Consider the following 19,445-nt stretch of genomic DNA (forward strand, 5'->3'; position numbering starts at 1 on the left):
GTCGTCAGGCCCGTCTTCTCGCCGTACGACGGCGCTGCCGCCGTACCTGAACCAGCAGGAGAACGAGGGCGCTGACCACGGCCACCGCGATGATGCCGCCGGTCACCGACCAGCGGTGCACCGCCAGCATGCCCTGGGCGATCAGCAGATCGATCGCGACCGCTCCTGCCACGGACACCACCGTGCGGGGGAAGGGTTCAAGTCCCCGCAGGGCGGCGCCGACGGCCGATGCGGGCGCGGCGATCAGGAAGAACAGCGTGAACGGGCCGCGCAGCGGTGAGTCCGCACCGCTGAGCGCGAGGATCGCCCCGAAGCCGGCGACGACGACAGCCGCGCCGGCGAGCAGGGGGGACAGGCCCCTCCCCGGATCCTGTCCCGACCTCCCGTCCCTGTCTGATGACGGTGGCTTGATGCGTAAGGTCTGCATTGGCGACTTTGCCCCCCGAAGCGCCGGATGCCGGGCTTCAATGTCGCGCAGCCGTGAGGGGGCCGTCAAGATGCGAAGGCGCCACCCACAGGTTATTGGCGCGGTTCAAACATGTGTTGCCCGGAAATGCAGGGCCTCTGTCAAACCGGAGTTCGAGCCTCGTGCGGGGTTGCGTGGTGATCCGTGAACCGCCGCTGCTGCGACCCGGGCTGACGCCCCGTCGCACGGCCGCCGGGCACACGTGGCCGGACGGGGCGGTGAACGGAAGCGAACCGTGGCGCCCTGCGCCGAAAGTCTTGGCATGGACACTTCCTGTCAACTTGCGTAGCTGCTACCACAGTTGTGGCAGAGATCCTGCTGAAGGGAGGTTCCATGAGACGTTCCCGATGTGCGGCGTACGTGACGTCACTCCTCCTGGCCGTCGGCTCCGCCCTCACCGGGGCGACCGCGGCGCAGGCGTCAACTCAGGCGGTGGCCACCGGTTATGTGGCCCTCGGCGACTCCTACTCCTCGGGTGTCGGCGCCGGAAGCCACATCGGCTCCAGCGGCGACTGCGACCGCAGCACCAAGGCCTTCCCGTATCTGTGGCAGGCGGCCCATGCCCCCGCGTCGTTCAGCTTCATGGCGTGTTCGGGCGCCCGGACCACGGACGTGCTCACCAACCAGCTGGGCCCGCTGAGCACGTCGACCGGCCTCGTCTCCCTCACCGTCGGCGGCAACGACGCCGGCTTCGCCGACGTCATGACGACCTGCGTGCTCCAGTCGGACAGCTCGTGTCTGTCACGGATCGCGACGGCCAAGGCGTACGTGGACTCGACGCTGCCCGGCCGGCTGGACAGCGTCTACTCGGCGATCAGTGCCAAGGCCCCGGCGGCCCACGTGGTCGTGCTGGGCTACCCCCGCTTCTACAAGCTCGGCACGACCTGCCTCGGACTGTCCGGGACCAAGCGGTCCGCGATAAACGGCGCGGCGGACTACATCAACGCGGCGATCGCCAAGCGCGCCGCCGACCACGGCTTCACCTTCGGTGATGTGCGCACCACCTTCACCGGCCACGAGATCTGCTCCGGCTCCGCCTGGCTGCACAGCGTCAACTGGCTGAACATAGGGGAGTCCTACCACCCGACCGCGGCCGGTCAGTCCGGCGGCTATCTGCCGGTACTGAACGGCGCGGCCTGACGGTCACGAACTCGAGGGGGAGGCCCCGCCCGTCGGGGTCTCCGTCTCACAGGTCACCGAGAACGGCACGGAGTCGGACGTGACGCGCACCGGATCGCGCACCTCCACACCGATCCCGTTCCGGACCGAACCCCCCTCTTCGTACGTGGTCACGACGACCTGGCGCTGCTGGGTGCGCCCGCCGCCCGCAGGGAACGACAGGGTCTTCCAGCCGGGGTCGGAGACGTGTCCCGTCCTGGTCACCCAGCGATAGCTCACGTCGACCGGCACCCGGCCCACGGTGAACGTGGCCGTGAACGTGGGGGCCTGCGCGTCCGGTGGCGGACAGGCACCGGAGTAGTCGGTGTGCACGCCGGTCACCGTCACCCGGACCGACTGCGCGGGCGGGGCGGTCGTACGACCGCCGCCGTTGCCGTCCGAGGTGGATCCGCCACTCGGGGCGGGGCTCGAGCCCGTGCCGGTACCGGGCCCGCCGGCATCGGCACTGCCCGTGTCGCCGCTGTGCGTGGACCCGCTGCTCGCGGCATCGCCGCCCCCGCCGTCCGCACGGTGGACCAGTGCGTACGTCAGTCCCGCCACGGCCAGCACCAGGGCGGTCAGACCCGCGATCAGGACGACCGCGGCACGGCGGTCGCGCCGCGGCGGCTCGGCGGGACTCCCGTACCCGGACCGCGCGACGGTGGTGGGGACGGGGGCCGGCTGCGGGGGCGTGGGCGGCTCACCCGGGAACGCGGCGACCGTCGGTGTGTACGCCGGGACTGCACCGGTGCGCGGGGTGCCGCCCGCGCCGATGATCCGCAGATCCCGCTCGGCCTGCGCCGCCGGAATGCGCTCCGCGGGATCCTTGCGCAGCAACCCCTCGATCACCGGTGCCAGCGGACCCGCCCGCAGGGGCGGAGGCAACTCCTCGTCGACGACCGCCCGGAGGGTGTTCAGGGGAGTGTTCTGCCGGAACGGCGAGTTGCCCTCGACCGCCGCGTACAGCAGCACACCGAGCGACCACAGGTCGGACTCGGGGCCCGGAGTGCGTCCGAGCGCACGCTCGGGGGCGAGGAACTCGGGCGAGCCGATGACCTCCCCGGTCATGGTCAGTGCCGAGCTGCCCTCGACCATGGCGATGCCGAAGTCGGTGAGGACCACCCGGCCGTCGTTCGCCAGCAGCACGTTGCCGGGTTTGACGTCGCGGTGCAGAACTCCGGCCGTGTGCGCGGCACGCAGGGCGGCCAGGACCTCCGCGCCGATGCGCGCGGCACGCTGCGCGGAGATCGGCCCCTCCGTGTCCAGCAGGTCCGACAGGGCGATGCCGCGGATCAACTCCATGACGATCCAGGGGCGCCCGTCCTCGTGGGCCACGTCGTAGACCGTCACGACATTGCGGTCGGCCACCCGGGCCGCCGCCCAGGCCTCGCGTTCCAGCCGGGTGTACATGCGCTGCACCTCGGTCGCCGGAAGGCCGGCCGGGGCGCGCACCTCCTTGACGGCCACCTCGCGGTGCAGCACCTCGTCACGGGCGCGCCACACCGTCCCCATGCCGCCCTGGCCGAGGGGGGACAACAGACGGTAGCGGCCCGCGATCACACGTTCATGGCCCGGATCTTCGGACACGGGCTTCCCCCATTCGCATCCGCGTGATGTATCCACTCCGCGCTTTTTCTCCCCAAAAGTAGCTCAACCGAGTGCGGATGCCGCCCCCTTGAACACCAGTCCGGCCCCGAGGGCCACGACGACGAAGGCCGATCCCAGCGGTGCGGTCCTGCGCACCAGCGCGGCCGCCGGACCGGCGGTCCAGCGCGGACGGCGTTCCAGCAGGCGGTTCATCCCGCTGCCCAGCCTGACCACGGCGACCCCGGCAGCGGTCAGTGTCAGGGCCAGGCCGATGCCGTACGCGACGACGAGCAGCAGCCCGAACCAGGCCTGGCCGAGCGCGGCCGCGCCGACCAGGACCACCACCGCGGAGGGGCTGGGCACCATCCCGCCGGCGAAACCGAGGAGGATCGTGCCGCGGAGGGTGGGCGCGGTGGGGTGGGTGTGCGTGACCCCGCCATGGGTGTGGGGGACGCCGGGGCCCTGGTGGTGACCGTGGCCGTCGTGCCGGTGCCCTTCACCGTGGCCGTGCGCAGGGTGGTCGTGGGTGTGGCCGGAGAGCCCCGGCGCAGGTCCGGGCCCGTTCGTGCCGCCGCGGCCGTGCCGACGGCCGAGCCACGCCCGGCGGACCAGCGACGCGCCCGCCAGGGTGACCAGGACGCCGCTGGCCAGGCCCAGCCAGGCGATCACCGACGGCGTCGCCGCGGAACCCGCCGTGACCAGCAGCCCCAGGGCGACGACGCCCAGGGTGTGGGTGACCGTCACCGAGGCGGCCAGGGGCAGTACGTCCGTGAGTCTTGCCCGGCTGCCGCGGGCCGCCGCCGTCGCGGCCATCAGGGTCTTGCCGTGGCCGGGCGCGAGCGCGTGCAGGGCGCCGAGGCCGACCGCGACGACCAGGGCGAGCGCGGCGAAGCCGAGGGTGAGGTCGTGCCGGGCGACCAGGCCGTCCAGGGCCCGGGTCCAGCGGTCGGCACCGCGGGGAAGCACGGAGGCGGCCGGGGCGTCGCCCTGCTCGCCGGCCAGGGCGGGGCCACCGGGACGCACCCGCAGGGAGGCGGTGACGGTGTCGGCCGGTGAGGACAGCAACTCCGCCGGATACGCGGTCAGTTCGTGGGAGACGGAGGACTTCGGCACGCTCGACGCGGTGAGCGTCGTACGGTCCCCGCGCGCGGTGATCTCCCGCCAGCCGGGACCGGTGGCGGCGCCCGCGCTCCGGAAGCCGATGCCGGCGGTGCCCGTCCTCGGCAGCGGTGCCGTCAGCCGGCACTCCACGCGCAGGGTGTTCAGACCGGCCTGACCCGGCCGTGACCGGGCGCTGCCGGTGCCGACGGTCAACGGTACCGGGCGCCCGCCGACGGTGAGCCTGCTGCCCTCGGCGGCCGCTGCGCACCGCTTTCGGGCCCAGCCGCTCAGCCCCTGCTCGGCGATGTCGGACTCGGCCTGCGTGGCCGGTATCTCCGCCAGGTCCTCGACATGGTCGACGCGCAGCTGACCCGGGGCGGCGACCAGACCGTCGTAGCGGTTGACGGTGAAGTTGCCGAGCGGGTGGGCGCTCGCCGGGCCGGAAGGGATCAGGGCGAGGGCGCAGGCGGCCGTCAGGGCCGCCGCGCCGGAGGCGACGAGACGACGGAGGCTCACTTCACCGCCTCCAGTGCCTTACGGGCCTCGCGTGCGCCCAGAGGTGAGAAACCGGCGTTGAGCTTCAGGGCCGCGGTGAGCGTGGCGCGGGCCCGGTCCGGACGGCCGGTGGCGCGCTCGATCATGCCGCGGTGGTAGAGGAAGGCCGCGTTGCGGTAGCCGGTGGCCGTGGCACGCCTCGCGTAGGGGAGGGCCTCCGCGTCACGCCCGTTGACGTGCAGCGCCCAGGCGAGGGCGTCCGCCGTGTGCACGGTGTGGCGGCGCGCCCACTCGGCGCGGGCCGCCGTCAGCGCGGCCCCGCGGTCGCCGTGGTCGGCGGCGGCGAGAGCGGTGTCGAGGTCGGCGTCGACGCCGTTGGCGCGCGCCAACGACACCCAGGCGTCGACCAGGGCGTACTGGTCGCGGGCCTTGTCCCGGTCGCCCGGCTTGCCGCGTGCCTCGTACAACTCGCCCAGCTCCACCAGCGGTTGGGGAAGCGGATAGCGGTCGACGACCAGTTCCATACCGCGGATCGCGCCCTCGGTGTCGCCCTGGGCGGACTGGGCACGGGCCCGGCCCTCGAGTGCCGGGAGGTAGGTGTCGTCGGCGGCGAGAGCGCGGGCGTAGTGAGCGAGGGCACTTCTGTAGTCGCCCTGGTTCCAGGCCAGTTGTCCCAGCGCGGTGGCCACGTAGGCGATGTCGCCGCGGGAGGTGGCCGTGTTGAGGGCCTGCTCCAGGGCGCGGCGGGCTGCCCCGACATCGCCCCGCAGTTCGTGGACGTAGGCGTAGCGGGTGAAGACGGGGATGCCGGGGCGCCGCGAGTCGGCGAGGTCCGCGGCCCGTGACGCGTCGGTGTAGCGGCCGAGTTCGACCAGTGCGTCGACCCGGGAGGACAGGGCGCGCTCGCTGTACGGGTTCTGGGCGAGGGCCAGGTCCGCGTACCTGAGGGCGCCGGTGAAGTCGTGGCGGGCCGCGGCCAGGGCGGCACGGCCGGCGAGCGCGGCGTCGTTGCCGGGACGCAGCCTCAGCGACCGGTCCAGGGCGCGCTGCGCCTGCGGATAGCGGGAGGGGTCGCCGTGGGTGCGGGCCTGCTCGACATACGCCAGGCCCAGGGTCGCCCAGCTGCCGTGATCCCGCGGCTGGACGCGCAGATGGGCCTGCAGGGCGCGGATTCCGGCGTCGAGATCACCGCCGGGGAGCAGTTCGGGGGAGACACCGGCGGGGGAGGAGGCGACCGGGACCGAGCCGCCGCCGTCGCGGACCGCGCCGACGGCCACCGCGCCCGCGGTGAGGGCGACGGCCAGGGATGCGGCGCAGAGCCCCAGTTGTGCCGTCCGCCATCGCCTTCCCAGTGCCGAGAACCGCCGCAGCGCGACGATCCGCTCGTCGGTGCCCGCGGCCGGTTCGGGGACCTCGCCCCCGCCGTCCACGGTGCCGCCCGCCGGTACGGGAGCCGATGCCGCCGACCCGGCGTCCTCCCCGGCCGCCGGGATCCCCGTTGTCGTCTTCCCGTCCGACGTGTCCGCGTTCATGCCGTCCTTCACGCTCCTTGCGGCAACGCTCCCACCGCGCCTCCCGGCGCCCGGGGAGCCCGGCTCGGACGTGGTCTGCGCCGCGCCGGTCGCCGGGCCCGCGGGCCCGGCCTCCCACCGGCCGCCGGGCCCGTTCTCCGGCGCGCTCTCTTTCGTACGCGGGGACATGCCCTTCTCCTCAATCTGCCGAGTGGAAACGGTCGCTGTCGGGGGGCGACGCGGCCCGCGCCGTGGGGGATGGACGGTGTACGGGCCGCGCCGGTCGAGGGGGCGGAGCCGTCGGGACGGCCCCGCCGGGTGGGTGGGGCTTCAGTACGCCCGGTAGCGGGAGGCGCGCCGGCGCCACCAGAAGACCGCGGTGCCGATCAGCAGCACCCCGGCGACGGCCGCCGCAGCCGAACTCGCGATCAGCGTGGTGTCGGTGCCGCTCGCACCGGCCGGCTGGAGTCCGCCGCCCAGTTGGTTGCGCACGTCGGTGCCGCTCCCCTTGGCCAGCGGGCCGCGTGAACCCGAGGTGGGTTCGGCCAGATACGGGAAGGAGTGGCCGAACTCCTTGTCGTTGGCGTCGACCGCGTCACCCAGGTCGTTCTTGGAACCGACCAGTTCACCCTCGACGACCTGGAGCGCCTCGTCGATCACGTCGTCGGTGAGCCGGCGCCCGTTCGGGAATCCCGCGTTGTCGCCGTCGAGCACACCGAGCCGCTTCGGGGCGGCGGCCGGCTTGATCGAGGTGTTGAGCCTCAGCTCCTCCGCCGGACGCACGTGCGGCGGCTGGTTGAGGCCCTTCACACCCTTGAGGAAGACGTCCACCAGGTCGCTGCGCGGCTCGGCCGGGGCCTTGATCTTGTAGATCCCCTCGATGAGCTCGGGGAGTTCCGGGTCGGTCACGTTCTTCAGGAACTGCCCGTCGTTCCACGGGGCGGACGCGTTGAACGTGTCCTTGTCCTTCTGCGGGTTGACCACCTCGTTGACAAGGGGGTTGCCGAGTCGTGAGACCTGCGTCCAGTCCCCGTGCGCGTCCTTGCGCTGGACCGTCGACCAGATGCCGACGACCGGCTGCTGCGCCGAGGCACGGAGGTAGTCGTTCGGCACCTGCAGCGCGAGGGAGTTGACGTTGTACCCCTTGAGGGTGTCGTTGCCGACCTCCGAGAGGTTGCCGCCGTACAGCAGGTCGAAGACGCGCAGATCGGCGAAGAACGGGTCGTCGGCCTGACCGGCGAACGTGGTCGCACCGCTCGCGAGCCTGTGGACGGCCTGGCCGCGCAGCGTGCCGTAGTCGGGCATCGACGCCTTGCCGACGTTCGACGGGGCCACCGGGACATCGTCCGCGATCTTCGTACGGGAGACCAGTTTCTGGTTGTGCAGCTTGAGCAGGTCGATGTCGTAGGTCTGGGTGATGTTCAGGTCCGGGTCGTCGAGAGCGGTGACGGGCCCCGTGTTGTACAGGAAGGTGTTCTTGTTCTTCGTGTGCGTCCTGAAGGTGTAGCGGAAGAGCAGTTCGCCCTGTGCGTCACCGTTGTTGTCGACGTGGATGTCGTACTGGGCGTCGTCCGCGAACGTGTAGAAGTTGGGCCCGCCCGCCGGCTCCTCGAACGGGACGAAGTTCGCGATGACCGTCGTCGTGTCCGGCTTGTCGGGGCTCACGAACGCGTACAGGTCCGTGTTGTCGTACTGCGGCTGCCCCGAGATCAGCGGGGCCTCCCGGTGGGAGGAGGCGGAGGCCGCTCCCGGTTGCAGCGCGGTCGCGCCGGCGGCTGCGAGCCCCCCGGCGGCCAGCGCACCACAGATGAGGGTCGCGATACTCCTGCGCCCCGAGCCGCTCCTCGCGTTAGCTGTCATGCCGTCCGTCCTCAGTGCCAACTTGCCTGACGCACCGGGATTCGGAACTGCCGCCGAGGCGGATTGGTCGAAGGCGGAAAATGTTTTCGCGCCTGCTCGACCCGCGTTTCGGGCCCTCTGATCCGTATCCCATCCGAGGGCGTGAGCGCAGCGAATGCCACAGTGGAGCGAGCCGGCCGTGGACGGCGGCGGGGAGGGGGGTTACGGGTGGAGGCGGACGAACTTCTGGTGCTCGTGGCCAGGGGTGACCAGAAGGCCTTCGAGGATCTGTACGCAGTGGTGTCGGGACCGGTGTTCGGCCTGGTGCGCCGGGTGGTGCGGGACCCGGCGCAGTCGGAGGAGGTGGCCCAGGAGGTGCTGCTCGAACTGTGGCGTTCCGCGCCGCGGTTCGACCCCGGACGCGGCAGCGCCCTGTCGTGGATCCTCACCCTCGCGCACCGGCGTGCCGTTGACCGGGTGCGCAGTGCCCGCGCGGCCGGCGAGCGCGAGCAGCGCGAGGCGCGGCGCGCCCACCACCCTGCCTTCGACCAGGTCGCCGAGGAGGTGGAGGCGGGTCTCGAGCGCGAATGGGTGCGCCGCTGTCTGGACCGGCTCACCGCCCTGCAACGCCAGTCCGTCACGCTCGCCTACTACGACGGTTACACGTACCGTGAGGTGGCCGAGCGGCTGGCACTACCGCTCGGCACGGTCAAGACGCGGATGCGCGACGGACTCACGCGGCTGCGCGAATGCCTGGGAGGAGTCGCATGAGCGTCCTGTATGGCCTGCCCGGGGCTCGGCCCTTCCGTGCGGTGCCGCCGTCGGACCGCGTGCTCCGCACGGTCGGGGGAGGCGCCGCATGAGCCTTTTCTCCCGGCTGCGCCCGGGCGATCTGCACTCGCTCGCCGCCCCCTACGCGCTCGACGCCCTCGACTCCGAGGAACGGCGGCGGTTCGAGCGGCACCTCGCCGGCTGCGGGCAGTGCGCCGCGGAAGTACGGGCACTGTCCCAGGACGCCGTCCGCCTCGCCTGGACCACGACGTCCGTGGCCCCGCCCGCACTGCGCGACCGTGTTCTCACCGCCGTGCGGAACACCCCTCAGGACCCGGCGCCCGGCCGGGACGAGGCGCGGTCGCGGGCTCCGCGTCTGCCGCCGCACGTGTGGGGCACCGAACCGCCGCCCGCGCGCCTGCGCGCGCCCCGGCTGCACCCCTTGTTCGCCCCCCTGGCCACCGCCACGGCCGCGGCGGCCCTCGTCGTCGCGGCGCTCTTCGGTGTGCAGGCCGCGCAGACGCAGGACAAGCTCGACGCCCAGCGGGCCCAGGCACGTGAGATCGCCCACGTTCTCGCCGCCCCGGACGCCCGTGCGGGCAGTGATGCGGGCACCGGGGGGCGGGGCATCGGAGTGATCGCCTCCGCATCCGAGGGGCGCGCGGTCGTGACTCTGAGCGGGCTCGACGCGTTGCCCGGTGGGCGTGTGCATCAACTCTGGCTTATGCGCCCCCATGCGCGACCGCGCTCCCTCGGGCTCTTCGACGGCGACACGCCCTTGGTCGCGAGCGGTCTCGACAGGACGGCGACCTCACTCGCCGTGACCGTCGAACCGGACGGGGGCTCACCGCAGCCCACCAGCCAGCCAGTTGTCCAACTCGCCCTGCATTCAGTCGGTTTCGGACAGTAGTCGTCAACCTCCTTGTAGGGAAGGTGAATCCTTTGCCCGCGATACACGAGTGCCGCCTGGGAGCGATAGGGTTAGTCTGCCCGGGCCGGGTGGACTCGTACGGGTGGGGAGTGACATGGAACAGATAACAGTGCGCAGGGCCAGGGTCCCTGCGATCACCTGCGGGAGCAGTGCGACCAGTTCGCGTCTCGACCGCCATCTCTCGGTGCTGGCGGGACCTGCCGTTCCGCAGCGTGAGACGGCCGAGGCCACCTCACTGATGCGCGAGCTGACCGCACGCGACTCCACGCACGAGCGTAGTGCCAGGGGGAAGCGGGTGAGCAAGGTCTCCCTGTTCGCGCCGCTGCGCCGACTGCGTCGTTCGCTGTTCGGCGGGCGCTGAACTCCGGCGTTCTTCAGGGCGCCCGCGATGCGGGCGCCCGGCAAGGGCCCGCGCTCAGGCCGTCGCACCGTTCCGGTGCCGCACCGCGATATCGTCGTCCGTCATCCCCACGGCACGCGGCAGCGCCCCGGTGTGCTCCCCGAGCGCGGGCACATTCCCCATCCGTGCCTCGTTCCCGCCCGGCAGCGTGATCGACGGCAGCGTGTCCTGAGCGTTCGACGGGCCTCCCCACCGTCCAGCGCTCACCGGCCGCCAGCTGTGGACGGTCCGCCACCGCCCCGGCAGTCCCCGGACGGGCCCACGCGGTCCCGTGCTCCCTGGAGCCCGCCTGCACGGCCTCACACCCGGCGGGCGCGTCCGGCCCCGCGCCGAGCACTCGCGACCGTGCGCCCGCGTCGAAGGCGATGAGGGCGTGCGCCGTCAGGGTGCGCGCCGGGCAGTGCCGCCGTGCACCACGGGCGCGCGGCGATCACGCCGAGGAGCGCAGTCCTCGTCGGCGGCCGCCTTCGCGGAGGACGCCGGGCCGATCGCCCTTGAGGCGGTCTTCGAAAGAGTGTCGGAGCGGGTGGCCGACGGCGTCGAGGCTCAGGGCTAGAGCAGCACGAACTGGCCCTCGGGCCCCTCCTCGTGGTGGTCGAGCACCGACGCGGGCCGCCGCGTCGCAGCCGGCGCCGGCAGCACCCCCGCCGTGCGCAGTCCGGTGGCCGTGAGAGGCGCGGCCACCTCCGGTACGGTCTGTCGCGGTCGCAGCTCCGCGAGGAGCGTGAGGACCGTGACGAGTTCCAGCAGTTCGGACGTCCAGACCTGCGGCCAGGTGGCCGGGCGGATCGCCTCCAGCGTGCCCGGCCGGGCCCCCGCGGTCCGGGCCGTGAACCACTGCTCGAGGACACGGACCCCGCCCACCTCGAAGTCCCACGCCTCGGGCGGTACCGGAGCGATGCGTCCCTCGTCGAGGTGCAGGCTCTCCTCGTCGCGGTCGTAGTGCAGTGCCAGGGGGCGAGCGGGCAGCGGGGCGCGGACATAGGGCCGGCGGCCGCCGGGGAGCTTCGGGCGCTCGCCGTCGCGGCGCATCAGCCAGAGGGCGCGGTGGCCCAGCTCGACGCCGCGGGACCAGAGTTCGGGGTCCTCGGTGAGGGGGACGGCCGGCCCGTCGGGCCCGGGACGTACCGTCGCCATGATCCAGGCGAGCATGTCCACCGGGGTCGGGGACAGGCCCAGACGGGCGCCGAGATGTGCCAGCAGGCCGGGAGCCAGGTTGGGTTCGGCACCGCCGGGGCGTCGGTACAGCGGCCGGACGCGGCCGGCCCGGAGTACGGGCGGCAGGGAGGTCGCGAGCAGGAGCCAGCCGGGGGAGTCGGACGCGGCCGCCGTCTCCACGGCGAAGATCTGATGCCCGTCCGCGACCCGCCACATCTCCGGGCGGGCCGCGTCGATCAGCCGGTGGTCGGGGATGAGCCATTGCTCGTCGAACGGCGCATGCAGTACCCGGACGGGCTCCGGGCAGGGGCCCGGGGCGCGCACCAGCTTCCCGGTGCCGCCGGCCCGGCCCGGCAGTTGTCCGACCGCGGAGTGCAGCGTGCGCGAGCGCGTCGGCTCGAACAGCGCCTCCCGGTCGGGCCCTTCGGCCTTCACCAAGGCCTCCCACCGCGCCTTCAGCGAGGCCGCGTCGGGTGCCGACGGCCAGGCACGGCCCGGCCGCAGGGGTGCGACGGACCACGGCATGAGGTCCGCGAGCAGCGGAGCGTCGTCGTGCGTCACGCTGGGCATCGTACGACGTGGTCAGGTGGCCTCGAGGGTGACCGTGAAGGAGAACCGGTCCCCCCGGTAGTGGATCACCGCCACGTCGAGCGGCCGCCCGGCGCCGTCGAAGGTGATGCCCGTGTAGTGCAGGATGGGGCTGAGCAGGGGGACTTCGAGCAGCCGGGACGTCTCCGGATCGGCGAGCCGGGCCTCCACGGTGTCCGTGATGCGGCTGATGTCCACACCCACCACGTCCCGCAGCACTTTGGTCATCGGCCACCGCACCAGGTCCTCGCGGTCGATGCGCTCGGCCAGTTCGGGACGGACGTAGTTGCGGGCGTGGTTGGTCGGCTCGCCGGTCTTCTCGTCGCTGCGCAGCCGGTGGTACGTCGCCACCTCGGTGAGATCCGGGAAGTGGTCGGCGATCTCCGCCGGGACGGGGGTCCTGCCGTGGTCCAGCAGTTCGGTCCTCATCCCGGACTGCTGGGCCACGATGGCGTCCACCGAACCCAGCAGCCGCACCGGCGCACCCCTTCTCGCGCTGGGTTCGATGAACGTGCCGCGCCGGCGGTGGCGTGTGATCAGACCTTCGTCCTCCAGCTCCTTCAGCGCCTGCCGCATGGTGAGCACGCTCACCCCGTAGTGCCCCGCCAACTGCTCCTCGGTGGGCAGGCGCAGCGGGTCCCGCGGTGAACGGCCGAGTATCGAGGCGCGCAGCGACTGCGACACCTGATACCACAGCGGGAGCTTGCGGTTCAGGACGATCGAATCCGGAGCGAAGGAGGTCACGGGCTATCCGTACCGGTCGTCGGCGCTCAGTGCAACGGGCGGAAGTGACGTTCGAGGGCCTGCCAGACGTCGTCGTAGCCGCGTTGCAGGTGGTCGGCGCGGGCCGCGTGCGGCGTGAGGGTCACCGGCCAGCGGGTCTCGAACATGAACGCCAGCCCGTCGTCGACCTTCCGGGGCGCGAGTTCGGCGGTGCTCGCCTTGTCGAACGTGTCCCGGTCGGGACCGTGCGCCGACATCATGTTGTGCAGCGAGCCCCCGCCGGGCACAAAACCCTCCGCCTTCGCGTCGTAGGCGCCCTCGACGAGACCCATGTACTCGCTCATCACGTTCCGGTGGAAGTAGGGGGGCCGGAAGGTGTCCTCACCCACCAGCCAGCGCGGCGCGAAGACCACGAAGTCGACGCCGGCCAGGCCGGGGGTGTCGCTCGGCGAGGTCAGCACGGTGAAGATCGACGGGTCCGGGTGGTCGTAGCTGATGGTGCCGATCACATTGAAGCGGCGCAGGTCGTAGACGTACGGCACATGGTTTCCGTGCCAGGCGACGACGTCCAGCGGCGAATGGTCGTACATCGCCGACCACAGGTTGCCGCAGAACTTGTTGACGACCTCGACCGGGCCCTCGACGTCCTCGTACGCGGCGACCGGCGCCCGGAAGTCCCGGGCGTTGGCGAGGCCGTTGGCGCCGATCGGCCCGAGGTCGGGAAGGCGGAAGGGCGCCCCGTAGTTCTCGCAGACATAACCGCGGGCGGAGTCGTCGAGCAGCTCCACGCGGAAGCGGACGCCACGCGGAATCAGCGCCACCTCGCCTGGTTCCACATGCAGCAGCCCGAACTCCGTGCGCAGCAGCAGCCCGCCGCGCTCCGGCACGATCAGCAGCTCGCCGTCGGCGTCGCCGAAGACCCGGTGCATGGAGGCGTTGGCGTGGTACACGTGCACGGCCATGCCGGTGCGCTGAGTGGCGTCGCCGTTGCCGCCGAGCGTCCACAGGCCCGCGAGGAAGTCCGTCCCGGGAGCGGGCTCGGGCAGCGGGTTCCAGCGCAGCCGATTGGGGTCGGGCACCGTCTCCGTGAACGGCGCCGAACGGACCAGGCCGTTGTCCGCGCGGCCGAACGCCGGGTGGGCGGCCGACGGGCGGATGCGGTACAGCCACGAGCGCCGGTTGTGCGCCCTCGGCTCGGTGAACGCCGTACCGCTGAGCTGCTCCGCGTACAGCCCGAGCGGTGCACGCTGCGGGGAGTTGCGGCCTTCGGGCAACGCGCCCGGGACCGCCTCCGAGCTGTGCTCGTTGCCGAAACCGGAGAGATACGACAACCCCTCCGCGGTCTTCCTCGCGTCCCCGCTCATCACCGCTCCCTCGTCACTGATTCCTATGTATCACCGTAGGATTCAGGGGTCGGTCGCGCAAGGGGAACGCACAGGGCTGCGGACCCCTGCGGTGGCGGACCGCGGGCGGGCCGGTCGCCAGGGTGGAAGAACCAGCCTTGAGGGGGATTCCATCGCCGGACGCGTGCCATACGCTCGCGGCCATGTCGTGGACGCGCGGACTCCTCGCAGCGCTCGCGGTGGGTGCCCTGCTCGGCGGCTCGGCCGGCTGCGGATCGGGCGACGCGCGCGAGCAGGGGAACGGGGTGACCGTCTCGCCGGTGGGCAAGGTGCTGGACGACACGGACGAGGAGGGGCGGCACTACCGTGAGGTCGACGGGAAGAGCGCGCCCCGGGTGGGGATCCAGGTCCGGCCCGATCCCGGCGACGACTGGGACGTACGGCTGACCGTCCACAACTTCCGCTTCTCGCCCGGCGGCACGCGTCCGGTGGCCGTGGCCGGCCGCGGTGTCGTCCGGCTCTACCTCGACGGGCACCCGCTCACCCGGCTGAGGGCCGCCGACTACCACCTCTCCGCGCGGCTCGTCCCGCGCGGCACCCACCAGGTGACGGCACGGCTGTACGCGGACGACCAGACCGTGTGGGCCGTGCACGGCAAGCCCGTGGAGAGCACCGCGGACATCACCGCCTCCCGGTCGGGGACGGCGGGCCCTCGGGAGGAGTGACGGCGGGGTCGATGAGTGCGGGACCCACCGATTTCCGTAAGGACGGGCGAGGTTCACCGGCCCCTGGCGGAGAGGCATTATGAAGCCCGTGCCCCGAGCGACATCGCTGCGCCGCGCGCCCGTCCAACGCCGCAGCGCCGAACGACTGACCAGAATCCTCGACGCCTGCGCCGAACTCCTGGACGAGGTGGGCTACGACGATCTGAGCACCCGGGCGGTGGCGCTGCGCGCGGGTGTGCCCATCGGTTCCGTGTACCGCTTCTTCGGCAACAAGCGGGCGATGGCCGACGCCCTCGCGGAACGCAATCTCGAGCGTTACACCGAGCGCGTCACCGGCCGCCTCGCCGGCGCGGAGGGCGAAGGGGACTGGCGCTCGGCGATGGACGCGGTGCTCGACGAGTACCTGGACATGAAGCGGACGGCCCCCGGCTTCTCACTCGTCGACTTCGGCAACCAGATCCCGGTCGGTTCGCGGTACGCGGAGCCCAACCACCGTGTCGCCGACCGGCTGGCGGACCTGCTCTCGGCGTACCTCGGCCGTGCACCGGACGAGGACCTGCGGCGCAGTGTCCTGATAGCCGTGGAAACCGCCGACACCCTGGTCCATCTCGCCTTCCGGGTGGCCCCGGAGGGCGACGAGAAGATCATCGAGGAGACACGGCAGTTGCTGCGGGCCTATCTCGGCAGAGTGCTCGACTAGGCGGTCCGCGGGAGCGGGCCGGCCGCCGGGGCGTCACGGAGGCGGCGACCCGTGCCCGGTCCGCCTCTCCCCTCCGTCCATACCGGTCGGTATGCTCGGCCCCGTTCGTGCGCCACCGCCGCCACCCCTCCGGGAGGAACCGTGTCCCGCACCGCCCTGCGTATCTGTCCCCTCTGCGAGGCCACCTGCGGACTGACGCTCACCGTCGAGGGCACCCGTGTCACCGGTGCAAGGGGTGACCGCGACGACGTGTTCAGCCGGGGGTTCATCTGCCCGAAGGGCGCCTCCTTCGGGGCCGCGGACTCCGATCCTGACCGGCTCCGCACGCCCTTGGTGCGGCGTGGCGGGGAGCTGCGCGAGGCGACCTGGGACGAGGCCTTCGACGCCGTGGCCGCGGGGCTGCGGCCGGTCGTCGAGCGGTACGGGCCGCACGCCGTCGGTGTCGTCCTCGGCAACCCGAACGTGCACACGATGGCCGGTGCCCTCTACCCGACCGTCCTGCTCGCCGGTCTGCGCACCCGCAGCCTCTTCACCGCCTCCACGCTGGACCAGATGCCCAAACACGTGTCCAGCGGGCTGCTCTACGGGGACGCGAACGCCGTCCCCGTGCCCGATCTCGACCGCACGGACCACCTGCTGCTGATCGGCGCCAACCCCCTGGAGTCCAACGGGAGTCTGTGCACCGCCCCCGACTTCCCCGGCAAGCTGAAGGCGCTCAGGGCGCGGGGCGGCACGCTCACCGTGATCGACCCCCGCCGCACCCGGACCTCCCGGCTCGCCGACCGGCACGTCGCCGTCCGGCCCGGCACCGACGCGCTGCTCCTCGCCGCGATGGCCCACGTCCTCTTCGAGGAGGACCTCGTCGACCTGGGGGACCTCGCCCCGTACGTGCAGGGTGTCGACGACGTCGCCGCGGCCGTACGGGACGTCACGCCCGAGGCCGCCGCCGGGGCGTGCGACGTCGGGGCGGACACCATCCGTACGCTCGCCCGCGAACTGGCCGCCGCACCCACCGCCGCCGTCTACGGACGCATCGGCAGCTGCACCGTTCCGCACGGCACCCTGGCCAGCTGGCTGGTCGACGTGCTCAACGTCCTCACCGGCAATCTCGACCGTCCCGGCGGTGCGCTCTTCCCGCTGTCGGCCACCGACAGGACGTCCCGGCCCGCCGGGCCCGGCCGCGGGTTCGCGCTCGGACGCTGGCACTCGAGGGTGAGCCGGCACCCGGAGGCCAAGGGGGAGCTGCCGATCTCCGCACTCGCGGAGGAGATCGACACCGCCACCGACGACGGCAGTCCCGTCCGCGCCGTCATCGCCGTCGCCGCCAACCCGGTGCTCTCCGCGCCGGACGGCGACCGCCTCGACAAGGCGCTCGGTGCGCTCGACTTCATGGTCGCAGTCGACCCGTACCTCAACGAGACCTCGCGCCACGCGCATGTGCTCCTGCCGCCGCCTCCGCCCTCCCGGGCGCCGCACTTCGACTTCGCGTTCAACACCCTCGCCGTGCGCAACCAGGTCCGCTACACGCGTGCCGCCGTTCCCCTGGAGCCGGACCGCATGGCGGAGACCGAGATCCTCGCGCGGCTGGTGCTCGCCGCCACCGGAATGCACGGCGCCGGCCCGGAAGCCGTCGACGCCATGGTCGTCGACCAGACCCTCGGCAAGGCGGTCACCGAGGCCCACTCGCCGGTCCACGGCCGCGACCCGCGCGAGCTCGCGGCTCTGCTCACCGGTGACAACGGCCCCGAGCGCCGGCTCGACATGATGCTGCGCCTCGGTCCCTACGGCGACGGATTCGGCGCCCGGACCGACGGGCTCAGCCTGGAGAGGCTGCTCGCCCACCCGCACGGCATCGATCTCGGACCGCTCCGATCGCGCCTGCCGCAGCCGCTGAAGACGGTGAGCGGCAAGGTAGAACTGCTGCCGCGGCCGATCGCGGACGATCTTCCACGCCTGAAGCGGGCCCTGGGGGAGCGCGCTGACGGGCTGGTGCTCGTGGGGCGGCGGCATCTGCGGTCCAACAACAGCTGGCTGCACAACGTGCCCGCGCTCACCGGCGGGTCCAACCGGTGCACCCTGCACATCCACCCCGCGGACGCCGAGCGGCTCGGGCTCGTCGACGGCGCCCGGGTGCGGGTGAAGGGGGCGGGCGGGGCGGTCACCGCGCCCGTCGAGTTCACCGAGGGCATCCGGCCCGGGGTGGTCAGCCTGCCGCACGGCTGGGGCCACGACCGGCCCGGCACCCGGATGAGCCACGCCTCCCTCGACCCGGGCGTCAACGTCAACCAGCTTCTCGACGGCAGCCTGCTCGACCCCCTGTCGGGCAACGCGGTGCTCAACGGTGTGCCCGTCGAGCTCGCGCCGCTCGACACACCGAGCTGACCCGGGTGTTCGCACGGCCGCCCGCACCACGTCCGGCATCTCCCGGCCCGGCCGTGAGACCGTCGCCCCGGGCTCCGCGGCCATGTGCCGGGAGGCCTCTGGCGCACCAAAACTAACGGCGCTAGTTTGGGGCCGGACGAGGCTGCCCGGCCCGGGAGGAAACACGATGAAGGCACATGACGGCATGTACATCGACGGCGCCTGGCGTCCCGCCGCCGGACCGGACGTCATCGAGGTGGTGAACCCGGTCGACGAGGAGGTCCTCGCCCAGGTGCCGGCCGGGACCGCCGATGACGTCGACGCCGCCGTGCGTGCCGCCCGTGCCGCCTTCCCGGCCTGGTCGGCAACCCCGCCCGCCGAGCGCGCCGCCCGGCTCCTCGCCCTCCGTGACGTCCTCGTGGCCCGCAAGGACGAGATCGCCGAGACCGTCACCGCCGAGCTCGGCGCACCACTGCCGTTCGCGCGGAGCGTCCATGTGGGCATGCCGATCCTGGTCGCCGGCTCGTACGCCGAACTCGCCGCGACGCACGCCTTCGAGGAGCAGGTCGGCAACTCCACCGTCCACCAGGAGCCGATCGGGGTCGTGGGCGCCATCACACCCTGGAACTACCCCCTGCACCAGATCGTCGCCAAGGTGGCCCCCGCCCTGGCCGCGGGCTGCACGGTCGTCCTCAAGCCCGCCGAGGACACCCCGCTGACCGCCCAGATCTTCGCCGAGGCCGTCCACGAGGCGGGCCTGCCGGCCGGGGTGTTCAACCTCGTCACCGGTCGGGGTCCGGTCGCGGGCCAGGCGCTCGCCGCGCACGAGGGCGTCGACCTGGTCTCCTTCACCGGCTCCACCGCGGTCGGCCGGCAGATCGGCGCGACGGCGGGGGCGGCGGTCAAGAAGGTCGCGCTGGAACTGGGCGGCAAGTCCGCGAACGTCATCCTGCCGAGCGCGGACCTCGCCAGGGCCGTGAACGTCGGCGTGGCCAACGTCATGGCCAACTCCGGCCAGACGTGCAGCGCCTGGACGAGGATGCTGGTGCACCGGGAGCAGTACGAGGAGGCGCTGGAGCTCGCCGCCGCGGCCGCGGCGAAGTACGGGGACCGCATCGGCCCGGTGGTGAACGCCAAGCAGCAGGCGCGGGTGCGGAGTTACATCCACCAGGGCATCGAGGAGGGCGCGCGACTGATCGCGGGCGGCCCCGAATCCCCGCGCGAGCGCGGCTATTTCGTCCGGCCGACGGTCTTCGCCGACGTCGGTCCGGAGATGGCGATCGCCCAGGAGGAGATCTTCGGTCCGGTGCTCTGCGTCCTGCGCTACGAGGACGAGGAGGACGCCGTGCGTATCGCCAACGGCACCGTGTACGGACTCGCCGGTGCCGTCTGGGCGGGCGACGACGCCGAGGCCGCCGCGTTCGCGCGGCGGCTGGAGACCGGTCAGGTCGACATCAACGGCGGACGCTTCAACCCCCTTGCGCCCTTCGGCGGTTACAAGCAGTCCGGGGTGGGCCGCGAACTGGGCGCGCACGGGCTCGCCGAATACCTTCAGACCAAGTCCCTCCAGTTCCAGGAGCGCTGAGCC

General features: G+C 72.6%; 16 protein-coding genes. 8 read left to right on the forward strand and 8 right to left on the reverse strand.

What is annotated here, in order from left to right; all coding sequences use genetic code 11:
• Nucleotides 1–4: 4 nt before the first annotated feature.
• The gene (locus ACSHXN_RS31705) at nucleotides 5–427 is read right to left on the reverse strand and encodes a hypothetical protein (RefSeq protein WP_355132524.1); all 423 of its coding nucleotides are present in this window, start codon (nucleotides 425–427) and stop codon (nucleotides 5–7) included.
• Between the two features lie 372 nt (nucleotides 428–799).
• On the opposite strand from ACSHXN_RS31705, the gene ACSHXN_RS31710 reads away from it, so the two are divergent.
• The gene (locus tag ACSHXN_RS31710; RefSeq protein ID WP_355132525.1) at nucleotides 800–1,606 is read left to right on the forward strand and encodes an SGNH/GDSL hydrolase family protein; all 807 of its coding nucleotides are present in this window, start codon (nucleotides 800–802) and stop codon (nucleotides 1,604–1,606) included.
• A 3-nt stretch (nucleotides 1,607–1,609) separates the two neighbouring features.
• Here ACSHXN_RS31710 and ACSHXN_RS31715 read toward each other — a convergent pair whose 3' ends face one another.
• The 4 genes from ACSHXN_RS31715 to ACSHXN_RS31730 all read right to left on the reverse strand — a co-directional run bounded on the left by ACSHXN_RS31715 (nucleotide 1,610) and on the right by ACSHXN_RS31730 (nucleotide 8,178).
• Complete coding sequence (locus ACSHXN_RS31715; RefSeq protein ID WP_356291179.1) at nucleotides 1,610–3,211, reverse strand: serine/threonine-protein kinase; 1,602 nt, start codon at nucleotides 3,209–3,211, stop codon at nucleotides 1,610–1,612.
• 63 nt (nucleotides 3,212–3,274) lie between these two features.
• Entirely contained in the window at nucleotides 3,275–4,828 is a 1,554-nt protein-coding gene (locus tag ACSHXN_RS31720) for a nickel transporter (protein WP_356110667.1), read from the reverse strand.
• Nucleotides 4,825–6,507 (reverse strand): tetratricopeptide repeat protein, encoded by a 1,683-nt coding sequence (locus tag ACSHXN_RS31725; RefSeq protein WP_438304568.1) that lies wholly within the window; start codon nucleotides 6,505–6,507, stop codon nucleotides 4,825–4,827. Before ACSHXN_RS31725 ends, ACSHXN_RS31720 begins: the two co-directional genes overlap by 4 nt.
• A 141-nt stretch (nucleotides 6,508–6,648) precedes the next feature.
• Nucleotides 6,649–8,178, reverse strand: coding sequence for a DUF4331 domain-containing protein (locus ACSHXN_RS31730; RefSeq protein ID WP_355132529.1), 1,530 nt, complete (start codon nucleotides 8,176–8,178; stop codon nucleotides 6,649–6,651).
• Between the two features lie 207 nt (nucleotides 8,179–8,385).
• Here ACSHXN_RS31730 and ACSHXN_RS31735 point away from each other — a divergent pair, with 207 nt between their 5' ends.
• The 3 genes from ACSHXN_RS31735 to ACSHXN_RS31745 all read left to right on the forward strand — a co-directional run bounded on the left by ACSHXN_RS31735 (nucleotide 8,386) and on the right by ACSHXN_RS31745 (nucleotide 10,220).
• Nucleotides 8,386–8,928, forward strand: coding sequence for a sigma-70 family RNA polymerase sigma factor (locus ACSHXN_RS31735; RefSeq protein WP_355132530.1), 543 nt, complete (start codon nucleotides 8,386–8,388; stop codon nucleotides 8,926–8,928).
• An 88-nt stretch (nucleotides 8,929–9,016) separates the two neighbouring features.
• Entirely contained in the window at nucleotides 9,017–9,838 is an 822-nt protein-coding gene (locus ACSHXN_RS31740; RefSeq protein ID WP_438304571.1) for an anti-sigma factor, read from the forward strand.
• Nucleotides 9,839–9,953: 115 nt separating this feature from the next.
• Complete coding sequence (locus tag ACSHXN_RS31745; protein WP_355132532.1) at nucleotides 9,954–10,220, forward strand: hypothetical protein; 267 nt, start codon at nucleotides 9,954–9,956, stop codon at nucleotides 10,218–10,220.
• A gap of 591 nt (nucleotides 10,221–10,811) precedes the next feature.
• Here the strand turns inward: ACSHXN_RS31745 and ACSHXN_RS31750 are convergent.
• From ACSHXN_RS31750 to hmgA, 3 genes are read right to left on the reverse strand one after another with little or no spacing between them, the layout of a single operon-like run.
• Nucleotides 10,812–11,987, reverse strand: a complete 1,176-nt coding sequence (locus ACSHXN_RS31750; RefSeq protein WP_438304573.1) for a type ISP restriction/modification enzyme — start codon at nucleotides 11,985–11,987, stop codon at nucleotides 10,812–10,814.
• 12 nt (nucleotides 11,988–11,999) lie between these two features.
• Entirely contained in the window at nucleotides 12,000–12,749 is a 750-nt protein-coding gene (locus ACSHXN_RS31755; protein ID WP_355132534.1) for a GntR family transcriptional regulator, read from the reverse strand.
• 26 nt (nucleotides 12,750–12,775) lie between these two features.
• Nucleotides 12,776–14,092 carry a homogentisate 1,2-dioxygenase gene (hmgA, locus tag ACSHXN_RS31760; protein ID WP_355132535.1) on the reverse strand — a complete coding sequence of 439 codons (1,317 nt, stop codon included), beginning with the start codon at nucleotides 14,090–14,092 and terminating at the stop codon, nucleotides 12,776–12,778.
• A 182-nt stretch (nucleotides 14,093–14,274) separates the two neighbouring features.
• On the opposite strand from hmgA, the gene ACSHXN_RS31765 reads away from it, so the two are divergent.
• The 4 genes from ACSHXN_RS31765 (at nucleotide 14,275) to ACSHXN_RS31780 (ending at nucleotide 19,442) form a co-directional block, all read left to right on the forward strand.
• A complete protein-coding gene (locus tag ACSHXN_RS31765) occupies nucleotides 14,275–14,796 on the forward strand; it encodes a hypothetical protein (RefSeq protein ID WP_355132536.1) in 522 nt (173 codons plus the stop codon).
• Nucleotides 14,797–14,875: 79 nt separating this feature from the next.
• Complete coding sequence (locus tag ACSHXN_RS31770; RefSeq protein WP_355132537.1) at nucleotides 14,876–15,496, forward strand: TetR/AcrR family transcriptional regulator; 621 nt, start codon at nucleotides 14,876–14,878, stop codon at nucleotides 15,494–15,496.
• Nucleotides 15,497–15,637: 141 nt separating this feature from the next.
• Entirely contained in the window at nucleotides 15,638–17,878 is a 2,241-nt protein-coding gene (locus ACSHXN_RS31775) for a molybdopterin oxidoreductase family protein (protein ID WP_438304577.1), read from the forward strand.
• Nucleotides 17,879–18,044: 166 nt separating this feature from the next.
• Entirely contained in the window at nucleotides 18,045–19,442 is a 1,398-nt protein-coding gene (locus ACSHXN_RS31780; RefSeq protein ID WP_356110653.1) for an aldehyde dehydrogenase family protein, read from the forward strand.
• Nucleotides 19,443–19,445: the final 3 nt, after the last annotated feature.

This window comes from Streptomyces sp. HUAS TT11, from assembly GCF_051553595.1.
Taxonomy (GTDB): Bacteria; Actinomycetota; Actinomycetes; order Streptomycetales; family Streptomycetaceae; genus Streptomyces.

Excerpts from the sequence above, each read along its gene's own strand:
- ACSHXN_RS31705 (WP_355132524.1), bottom strand. The coding sequence starts at position 427 with ATGCAGACCTTACGCATCAAGCCACCGTCATCAGACAGGGACGGGAGG.
- ACSHXN_RS31710 (WP_355132525.1), top strand. The coding sequence starts at position 800 with ATGAGACGTTCCCGATGTGCGGCGTACGTGACGTCACTCCTCCTGGCC.
- ACSHXN_RS31725 (WP_438304568.1), bottom strand. The coding sequence starts at position 6,507 with ATGTCCCCGCGTACGAAAGAGAGCGCGCCGGAGAACGGGCCCGGCGGC.
- ACSHXN_RS31730 (WP_355132529.1), bottom strand. The coding sequence starts at position 8,178 with ATGACAGCTAACGCGAGGAGCGGCTCGGGGCGCAGGAGTATCGCGACC.
- ACSHXN_RS31740 (WP_438304571.1), top strand. The coding sequence starts at position 9,017 with ATGAGCCTTTTCTCCCGGCTGCGCCCGGGCGATCTGCACTCGCTCGCC.
- ACSHXN_RS31745 (WP_355132532.1), top strand. The coding sequence starts at position 9,954 with ATGGAACAGATAACAGTGCGCAGGGCCAGGGTCCCTGCGATCACCTGC.
- ACSHXN_RS31750 (WP_438304573.1), bottom strand. The coding sequence starts at position 11,987 with ATGCCCAGCGTGACGCACGACGACGCTCCGCTGCTCGCGGACCTCATG.
- hmgA (WP_355132535.1), bottom strand. The coding sequence starts at position 14,092 with ATGAGCGGGGACGCGAGGAAGACCGCGGAGGGGTTGTCGTATCTCTCC.
- ACSHXN_RS31765 (WP_355132536.1), top strand. The coding sequence starts at position 14,275 with ATGTCGTGGACGCGCGGACTCCTCGCAGCGCTCGCGGTGGGTGCCCTG.
- ACSHXN_RS31770 (WP_355132537.1), top strand. The coding sequence starts at position 14,876 with ATGAAGCCCGTGCCCCGAGCGACATCGCTGCGCCGCGCGCCCGTCCAA.
- ACSHXN_RS31780 (WP_356110653.1), top strand. The coding sequence starts at position 18,045 with ATGAAGGCACATGACGGCATGTACATCGACGGCGCCTGGCGTCCCGCC.